Source organism: Streptomyces sp. NPDC056948, from assembly GCF_042674225.1.
GTDB classification, from domain to species: Bacteria; Actinomycetota; Actinomycetes; order Streptomycetales; family Streptomycetaceae; genus Streptomyces; species Streptomyces purpurascens.
On the sequence record NZ_JBHUQX010000804.1, the window covers coordinates 1 to 1,474 of the forward strand.

Genomic DNA, 1,474 nt, shown 5'->3' on the forward strand with positions numbered 1-1,474 from the left:
GTCTTCCTCGGGGGCCGAGCCCTTTCGCTTGCCCGTTTCCTGTCGATCCATTGTGTGACGTGTCCCACTAACACGTGTGTTTGAGGCAACCGCTTGCCTCGATCATCCGTCTACCAAGTAGCGAATGAGGCGATACGGGGGGAATATCCCATTGACTAGGGGGAAACGTGACCGTTGCGCAGCCTGATGTGAGTGTGATCATCGGGGCGTACGAAGCGATGCCGTATCTGATCGAGTGCCTCTCGTCCGTCGAGGCACAGACCATCGATCCAGAGCGCGTCGAGGTCATCGCGGTGGACGACGGATCGACGGACGGGACGGGGGAGTACCTGGAGGAGTTCGCCGAGCGCGCTCCCATGAACGTCCTGGTGATCCGGCAGGAGAACTCCGGCGGCCCCAGCGGCCCGCGCAACGTCGGCCTGGGCAAGGCGACCGGGCGCTACGTCTTCTTCCTCGACGCCGACGACCGGCTGGGCCCCGAGGCCCTGGAGCGGATGGTCGGCATGGCCGACCGTGCGGGCACGGACGTCGTCCTCGGCAAGGTCGAGGGCGTCAACCGCTCCGCGCCGAAGTCCATGTGGGGCAAGACGGTGGAGCGGACCGACGTCTTCTCCTCCAACATCAAGTTCACGCTCAGCGCGCAGAAGCTGTTCCGCCGTGAGCTGCTGGACCGGCACGACATGCGGTTCGACGAGTCGCTGTTCACCGGCGAGGACGCGCTGTTCACCATGGAGGCGTACCTGCGGGCGAACGGCGTGTCCGTGGTCGCCGACCACACCTGCTACTACCTGGTCGGCCGCGACGACGGCAAGCACGTGACCAAGAGCGGCAGTTACGCGCTGCGCTTCGACTCCGCGCGGGCCCTGATGAACCTCATCGCCGAGCACGTCCCCGCGGGCGGCCGGCGCGATCAGCTGATGCTCCGGCCCTTACTCGTCACGCTGCTGCCGCAGTTCGGGCCCAAGTACCTCACGGACAGCGAGGAGATCCGCCGGCACAAGTTCGAGCTGGCCAAGCCCCTGCTGGACGCCCACTGGACCGAGGGCGCCGCCCAGCGCCTCAGGGTCCACGAGCGGCTGCGGCTGCACCTGGTCGCCGAGCAGCGGCCCGAGCTGCTCATCGAGGTCGTGAAGTTCGTCAAGGCCAAGAAGCAGGCGGCGGCGCTCCTGGAGCGCAAGGGCCGCCGCGTCTACCTGGCCTACCCGCACTTCCGCGACCGCGCCGCCGGTATCCCCGACTCGGTGTACCTCGCCGAGCCGCGCGAGGCACGGGCCTTCCCGGGCTACCGCGAGGGCGGCGCCCACACGTTCGTACGCCGGGCGGTACGCAAGGCGCGGCGGGTGCTGACGTCGCGCGAGGTGCGGCCGGCGGCGTGAACACGGGGGCGGGGGGCGGCGTTGGGCCCGCCCCCCGGTGGACCACCGCGGGGTTGGTGTGGGCGGGCCACGGGGCGGGGGGGGGGCCCCCGGACCCG

Annotated in this window: 1 protein-coding gene; it reads left to right on the forward strand. The window is 69.5% G+C overall.

Annotation, left to right across the window (positions count from 1 at the left end; translation table 11 throughout):
• Nucleotides 1-167 precede the first annotated feature (167 nt).
• The gene (locus tag ACFTZL_RS44865; protein WP_382596400.1) at nt 168-1,376 is read left to right on the forward strand and encodes a glycosyltransferase family 2 protein; all 1,209 of its coding nucleotides are present in this window, start codon (nt 168-170) and stop codon (nt 1,374-1,376) included.
• The last annotated feature ends 98 nt before the right edge of the window (nt 1,377-1,474 follow it).